Consider the following 6,616-nt stretch of genomic DNA (forward strand, 5'->3'; position numbering starts at 1 on the left):
GGGCCTCCGGGCCGACCGCCAGGGCCGCCATGCCCATCGCCATCCTGGCCGCCACCATGCCAGCCGCCCGGCGGAGGACGCCCATCCGGCCCGCCATGCCAGCCACCATCATGGTCGCGATCGCCGCCATGCCAGCCGCCATCATGATCGCCGCCGCCGATGAAGACGCCGCCGCCGGACACATAACCGGGCTGGCCGTAATAATAGCCACCCGGTTGGTAATAGCCGCCGGACGAATAATAACCGCCATCCGGACGGCCGTACCCATAACCGCCAGGACTCTCGACGCAGCCTGTAAGGGATGCCAGCGACCCGGCCACCAGAAAGGGAACAAGAATGCGTTTCATGACGCTTATATAGTGCGCCGGATCATGACTTCATGATGGCGAGATTAAGAGCGTTTACCCCAGGCGAAAAAATCCGGGTTTTCCCAGCCCGGCTTGCCATAGCGCAGCGCCGTCCCGTCGCGCGTCAGCACCGCCCCGCCAGCCGCCTCCAGCACCGCCTGCGGCGCCGCCGTGTCCCATTCCATCGTCCGCCCCAGCCGCGGGTAGAAATCCGCCACCCCTTCGGCCAGGCGCAGGAATTTCAGCGCCGAGCCGATATTCACCAGCTCCGCCACCCGGTAATCCGCCAGGCAGGCTTTCAGCTCCGGCGCGTCCTGGTAATGGCGCGAGGCGAACACGCTCAGCCCCTCCTCTGGCGGGCGCCGGGCCTGGATGCGCGCCTCCGCCCCGCCTTGCCGCCGCCACGCCCCCTGCCCGACCAGCCCGAAATGCAGCTCGTTCAAGGCCGGCGAGGCCACCGCCCCCAGCACCGGCGCGCCGCCCACGATCAGCCCGATACAGACCGCGAACTCATCCCGCCCGGCGGCGAATTCGCGGGTGCCATCCAGCGGGTCCACCAGCCAGTACATCATCTCTGTCGCGGTGATCCGCCCGGCCGCCACCTCCTCTTCCGCCACCACCGGGATCGCCGGCACCGCGGCCCGCAAGCCCTGGGTGATCAGCGCCTCCGCCTGGCGGTCGGCGATCGTCACCGGGGTCTCGTCGCCCTTGGTCTCCACCTCGAACCCGGCGGCGCGGATGGCGCGGATGGCGGCAGCGGCCTCGTCGGCCAGGCGCACGGCAAGCGAAAGAAGATCCTGCATGCGCTGAAGCTTAGCCCCCTCCCCCCGGCTGGCCAAGATACGCGGCGGTGATATGGTTGCGGCAGTTTGAAGACGGAAGGTAGTCGCATGGTCGAGATCTTGTTCGCGAAATCCGCATTGCCGAAAGACGGGGTGCTGGTGCTCCCCCTGGCGGAGGACGCGCCTCTGCGCGAGGACGCCGCCGCCCTGAATGAGCGCCATGACGGCGCGTTGGCGAAGGCGATCGAGGCCGCCAGCTTCAAGGGCAAGGCCGGGCAGAGCCTCAATCTCTACCATATCGGCGGCTATAAGCGCGTGCTGCTGCTGGGCACCGGCAAGGCCGATGCGCCGCGCCGGGCCGAGCTGCTGGGGGCGGCGCTTGCCACCAGCCTGAGCCAGGAGAGCGAGGCCAGCCTCGTCACCGCCGGCTTCAGCGCCGACGAGGCCGCGCAGATCGCCCTGGGGGTCAGCCTGCGCGCCTACCGGTTCGACAAATACCGCACCACCGAAAAGGAAGAGGCCAAGCCGAAGCTGAAAAAGCTGAAACTGCTCTGCGCCGCGCCGAAGGAGGCCGAAGCCGCCTGGAGCAGCGCCAAGGCGCTGGCGAACGGCGTGGATTTCGCCCGCGACCTGGTCTCCGAGCCGGCCAACATCCTTTACCCGGCGGAATTCGCCGAGCGGCTGGAAGGGCTGAAGAAGCTCGGCCTCAAGATCGAGGTTTACGGCCAGAAGGAGCTGGAGAAGCTGGGCTTCGGCACCATGCTCGCGGTCTCCCAGGGCTCGGTGCGCGAGCCGCGCATGGTGGTGATGCAATGGCTCGGCGCCTCCGGCGGCGACGAGAAAAAGGCGAAGAAGCCGAAAGAGCCTTTGGTCTTCGTCGGCAAGGGCGTGACCTTCGATACCGGCGGCATCTCTCTGAAGCCCGCCACCGGCATGGAGGACATGAAATGGGACATGGCCGGCGCCGGCGCCGTCTCCGGGCTGATGGCGGCCTTGGCCGGGCGCAAGGCCAAGGTGGATGCGATCGGTCTGGTCGGGCTGGTCGAGAACATGCCCTCCGGCTCGGCCACCCGTCCGGGTGACGTGGTGAAGAGCTATGCCGGCAAAACCGTCGAGATTCTCAACACCGATGCCGAAGGCCGGCTGGTGCTGGCGGATGTGCTCTATTACGCGCAGGAGCGTTTCGCGCCGAAATTCATGGTCAATCTGGCGACGCTGACCGGCGCCATCATCGTCGGGCTCGGCCATGAATATGCAGGGCTGTTCTCCAACAGCGACGAGCTGGTGGAAAAACTCGTCGCCTCCGGCGAGATCGTCGGCGAGAAGCTCTGGCGCATGCCGCTGGCCAAGGAAGGCGAGGCCTATGACAAGGAGCTCGATTCCGCCATTGCCGATGTGAAGAATATCGGCGGCGGCCGCGCTGGCGGCTCCATCACCGCCGCGCAATTCCTGCAGCGCTTCGTCAACAACACACCCTGGGCGCATCTGGACATCGCCGGCATGGCCTGGGCGACCAAGGATGCCGGCGTCAACCCGAAAGGCGCCACGGCCTTCGGCGTGCGCCTGCTCGACCATTTCGCCCGCGGCTTCGAAGCATGAGCGAACTGCTCATCGAGACCATCCTGGGCGACAAGAACGACCCTGCCCTGGCCAGGAAACTTCACGATCTCGGCCATCATGGCGGGCATGTCGAAACTTTGGTGGTCACGCAAGAGGACCTGCCCCGCCGGCGCTTCCACGCGCACACGGATCACGGCACGCCCTGCTTCATCGCGCTGCCCCGCGATGTCAGCCTGACTGACGGCGCGGTATTGCATCTGAGCGACCACAAGGCCGTGGTGCTGAAGGTCGGCGCGCAGGACTGGCTGCGGCTGCAGCCGCAAAATGGCGGCGGGCTGGAGCTGGGCTACATGGCCGGCAATCTGCACTGGCGGGTGCGTTTCGATGAAGGCTGCCTGCTGGTCGCCATCGACCATCCCCGCGAAACCTACCTGGCCCGGCTGCAGGAGCTGGAACATGCCGGCAAGGTGAAGGTGCTGGAGTGAGCGACGCGCTGTCCCTCCTGCGCGGGCTGCAATTCGCTGACGGGCAATTCCCCTCCGGCGGCTTCGCCTTCTCCTGGGGGGTGGAAAGCCTGGCGGCGGACGGTCTGCTCACCCGGGCGGACTGGCCATCCTTCCTGGAGGGCCAGATGCAGCTTCGCTGGGCCACGCAGGACCGGCCGCTGACCGCCCATGCCTACCTGAACGCGAACAACCAAGACGCGCTCAGGAACCTTGACGAGCTTACCGAAGCCCTCAGCCTCGCCTCCGCCGCGCGCGAGGGCTCGCGCCGCGCCGGCGCGGCGTTGCTGTCCACCCATGTCCGCCTCGGCACGCCGGGTGCTGCCGCCTACCGGGACCGGGTGAATGCAAGCGAGGTGCCGGGGCATCTGCCGGTGGTGATGGGCATCGTGCTCGCAGGTGCCGGGCTGGATCTGCCCACCGCTCTGGCCGTCTCCGCCCATTCCAGCGCCCAGGCGCTGGGCTCGGCGGCGGTGCGGCTCGGGCTGATCGGCGCGCTGGATGCGCAGATGGCGTTGCAAAAACTGCAGCCGCGTCTGGCGGAATGGGTGGCGCTGCCTTTGCCGAAGCTGGATGAGATTGGGGGATTCACGCCCTTGGCGGATATTGCGATGATGCGGCACCCGACCCAGCCGCAGCAGTTGTTTTCGAATTAGGCTTCGCCGATTTTTTGAAAAAAAGCGGCACCAAAAAACTTTGATCCTGGAGTTCGGGCATGAATCTGTCGCCGACTGAGCTGGAACGGCTTACCATTTTCACCGCCGCCGAACATGCGCGGCGGCTGAAAGCCCGTGGCGTCAAGCTCTCGCACCCGGAGGCCGTCGCCCTCATCGCCGATGAGATGCTGCTCGCCGCGCGCTGCGGCCAGGATTATGCGCGGATCGTCGATATGGCCGCCAACCTGCTCACGCCGGAGGATGTCGAACCCGGCGTGCCGAGCCTCACCGAATTCATCGCCGTCGAGGCCAATTTTCCCGAAGGCACCAAGCTCGTCATCGTCTTCCGCCCGATCGCCGATGGCCAGGAAAACCAGGGCGTGGAGATCCCCGGCGAGATCATCCCCGAAGAGGGCGAGATCGAACTCAATGCCGGGCGCGAACGCATCGAGATCGAGGTGCTGAACACCGGCGATCGCGACATCCAGGTCCGCTCCCACGCGCATTTTTTCGAAGCCAACCCGGCTTTGGATTTCGACCGCAACGCCGCCTTCGGCTTCCGGCTGGATGTGCCTTCAGGTGCCGGCATCCGCTTCGAGCCAGGCATTTCCAAAAGAATTACCCTCGTCGCCATGGCCGGGGCGCGCCTCATCCATGGTCAGGCCGGGTTGACCAATGGTCGGCTGGACGATCCGGAGATTGCGCGCGCCGCACACGAAGCCGCCCGCGCGCGCGGCTATAAGGGAGCCTGAGCCATGGTGAAAATGACCCGCGCCGACTACGCCGCCACCTTCGGCCCCACCAAGGGCGACATGGTGCGCCTCGGCGATACCGGCCTGCTCGCGCAGATCGAGCATGATTACACCAGCTACGGCGACGAGCTGACCACCGGCGCCGGCAAGGCCATGCGCGACGGCGAAGGCTTCCAGACCATCGGCACCCGCGCCGCCGGCGCGCTGGATGCGGTGGTACAGAACGCCACCATCCTCGACCCGGTGCTGGGCATCATCAAGGCCGATATCGGCATCCGCGATGGCCGGATCGTCGGCATCGGCAAGGCCGGCAATCCGGATATCATGGATGGCGTGCATCCGGATCTGCGCACCGGCCCCAACACCGCCGTGCACCACGCCGAAGCCTACATCATCACCCCCGGCGCCATCGAGAGCCACGCGCATTTCCTCTGCCCGCAGCAATCGGACCATGCGCTGGCCGGCGGCACCACCACCATCATCGGCATGTCGCCCGGCCCGTATTTCGATGTCTCCTGCTCCGGCCCGGAAATTCTCGGCCAGATCATCCAGGCGGCGGAATTCTCGCCGCTGAATTTCGGCTTCCTCGGGCGCGGCTGTTCGGACCCTGGGGCGGTGGAAGAATCCGTCTCCGGCGGCGCGCTGGGAGTGAAAATCCACGAGGATTTCGGTGCTTCCGGTGCGGTCATCGATGGCTGCCTGATCGCCGCCAACCGGCATGATTTTTCCGTCTGCCTGCATACCGACACGATCAATGAATATGGCTTCTGCGAGGATACGATCCGCGCGATCAATGGCCGCTCCATCCATATGTTCCACACCGAGGGGGCGGGCGGCGGCCACGCGCCGGATCTACTGCGCGTGAACGGCCTCGCCAACGTGCTGCCCGGCTCCACCAACCCCACCAACCCCTTCACCGCCTACGCGCTGAATGAAGGGCTGCCGATGACCATCCTCGCCCATGCGATGAACTGGCGCCTGCCCGAGGACCTCGCCTTCGCCGAATCACGCGTGCGCCCGCAAACCATGGCGGCGGAGGATCTGCTGCATGACATGGGCGCGATCTCGATCTTCTCGACCGATAGCCAGGGCATGGGCCGGCTGGCCGAAAACCAGGCCAAATGCTGGCAACTCGCCAGCGTGATGAAACGCCGCCAGGGCCGTCTGCCGGAAGAAAAAACCGCCCGCGCCGATAATAAGCGCATCAAGCGCTACCTCGCCAAACTCACCATCAACCCCGCCATCGCCGCGGGGATCGATGGTTATGTAGGCTCCATCCAGCCGGGCCGGATGGCGGATCTCGTCTTCTGGCCGCGTGCCAGCTTCGGCATCAAGCCGCGCGTGGTGATGAAGAGCGGCTTCATCGTCTGGGCCACATGCGGCGATGCGAATGGCAGCATGATGGATAGCGAGCCCAACATTCAACGCCCGATGTGGGGCAGCCTCGGGCTCTCCCCGCAAAAACTCGGCGCCACCTTCGTCTCCAAACTCGCCATCGAAGCCGGGCGCGCGGAAAAGCTCGGCGTGCAGAAACCCTTCCTGCCCATCGCCAACACCAACGGGCTCGGCAAAAAGGATATGCTGCATAACGACGCCTTGCCGAACATCGAGGTGGACAGCGAAACCTTCGAAGTCCGCGCGGATGGCCGCCTGCTCGCCGGTCCGCCCGCCGCGCAGGTGCCGCTCAACCGCGCCTACATGCTGCGGTGAGGTGAGCCCCCAACTCCGCCTGCGCTTCGCCCCCGGCGCGGATGGCCGCACCCGCCTGACCCAGCGCCTCGCTGCCTACCCGTACGCGATCACCGCGCCCCACGCCCGCACCGGGGCGCTGGCGCGGCTCACGCTGCAATCCATCTCCGGCGGCATCCATGGCGGCGAAACGCTGGCGCAGCACATCACCCTCGCCCCCGGTGCGCGCGCGCATCTGCTGCAGCCCGCCGCCACCGCCGTGCGCCGCCAGGGCGATGCCGCACCCGCCCGCCAAAGCATCCGGCTGGAGATCGGCGCCGATGCCAG

7 protein-coding genes and 1 pseudogene are annotated in these 6,616 nt (G+C 66.6%); 6 read left to right on the top strand and 2 right to left on the bottom strand.

What is annotated here, in order from left to right; all coding sequences use genetic code 11:
- Both MXAZACID_RS06185 and cysQ read right to left on the bottom strand, forming a co-directional pair.
- Window positions 1-347 (bottom strand): annotated as a pseudogene (locus MXAZACID_RS06185) (hypothetical protein); the annotation flags it as partial.
- Window positions 348-391: 44 nt separating this feature from the next.
- Window positions 392-1,150: a 3'(2'),5'-bisphosphate nucleotidase CysQ gene (cysQ, locus tag MXAZACID_RS06190; RefSeq protein ID WP_008493313.1), complete on the bottom strand. Its 759-nt coding sequence runs from the start codon at window positions 1,148-1,150 to the stop codon at window positions 392-394.
- A gap of 87 nt (window positions 1,151-1,237) precedes the next feature.
- Here cysQ and MXAZACID_RS06195 point away from each other — a divergent pair, with 87 nt between their 5' ends.
- The 6 genes from MXAZACID_RS06195 to MXAZACID_RS19205 all read left to right on the top strand — a co-directional run.
- Window positions 1,238-2,728, top strand: a complete 1,491-nt coding sequence (locus tag MXAZACID_RS06195) for a leucyl aminopeptidase (protein WP_008493314.1) — start codon at window positions 1,238-1,240, stop codon at window positions 2,726-2,728.
- Window positions 2,725-3,174, top strand: coding sequence for an urease accessory protein UreE (locus MXAZACID_RS06200; protein ID WP_008493315.1), 450 nt, complete (start codon window positions 2,725-2,727; stop codon window positions 3,172-3,174). The genes MXAZACID_RS06195 and MXAZACID_RS06200 overlap by 4 nt, the downstream gene beginning before the upstream one ends.
- Window positions 3,171-3,848: an urease accessory protein UreF gene (locus tag MXAZACID_RS06205; protein WP_008493316.1), complete on the top strand. Its 678-nt coding sequence runs from the start codon at window positions 3,171-3,173 to the stop codon at window positions 3,846-3,848. The genes MXAZACID_RS06200 and MXAZACID_RS06205 overlap by 4 nt, the downstream gene beginning before the upstream one ends.
- Before the next feature lie 59 nt (window positions 3,849-3,907).
- Window positions 3,908-4,600, top strand: coding sequence for an urease subunit beta (locus MXAZACID_RS06210; protein ID WP_008493317.1), 693 nt, complete (start codon window positions 3,908-3,910; stop codon window positions 4,598-4,600).
- Between the two features lie 3 nt (window positions 4,601-4,603).
- On the top strand, window positions 4,604-6,310 hold the full coding sequence (ureC, locus tag MXAZACID_RS06215) for an urease subunit alpha (RefSeq protein ID WP_008493318.1): 1,707 nt from the start codon (window positions 4,604-4,606) through the stop codon (window positions 6,308-6,310).
- A gap of 1 nt (window position 6,311) precedes the next feature.
- On the top strand, window positions 6,312-6,616 hold a 305-nt coding region (locus tag MXAZACID_RS19205), incomplete at its 3' end, for an urease accessory protein UreD (RefSeq protein WP_008493319.1).

It is taken from the genome of Acidocella sp. MX-AZ02 (assembly GCF_000306035.1).
Classification (GTDB): Bacteria; Pseudomonadota; Alphaproteobacteria; order Acetobacterales; family Acetobacteraceae; genus Acidocella; species Acidocella facilis.

What these genes read in the sequence shown, in the direction of transcription:
- cysQ (WP_008493313.1), bottom strand. Translation starts at nt 1,150, where the DNA reads ATGCAGGATCTTCTTTCGCTTGCCGTGCGCCTGGCCGACGAGGCCGCT.
- MXAZACID_RS06195 (WP_008493314.1), top strand. Translation starts at nt 1,238, where the DNA reads ATGGTCGAGATCTTGTTCGCGAAATCCGCATTGCCGAAAGACGGGGTG.
- MXAZACID_RS06200 (WP_008493315.1), top strand. Translation starts at nt 2,725, where the DNA reads ATGAGCGAACTGCTCATCGAGACCATCCTGGGCGACAAGAACGACCCT.
- MXAZACID_RS06210 (WP_008493317.1), top strand. Translation starts at nt 3,908, where the DNA reads ATGAATCTGTCGCCGACTGAGCTGGAACGGCTTACCATTTTCACCGCC.
- ureC (WP_008493318.1), top strand. Translation starts at nt 4,604, where the DNA reads ATGGTGAAAATGACCCGCGCCGACTACGCCGCCACCTTCGGCCCCACC.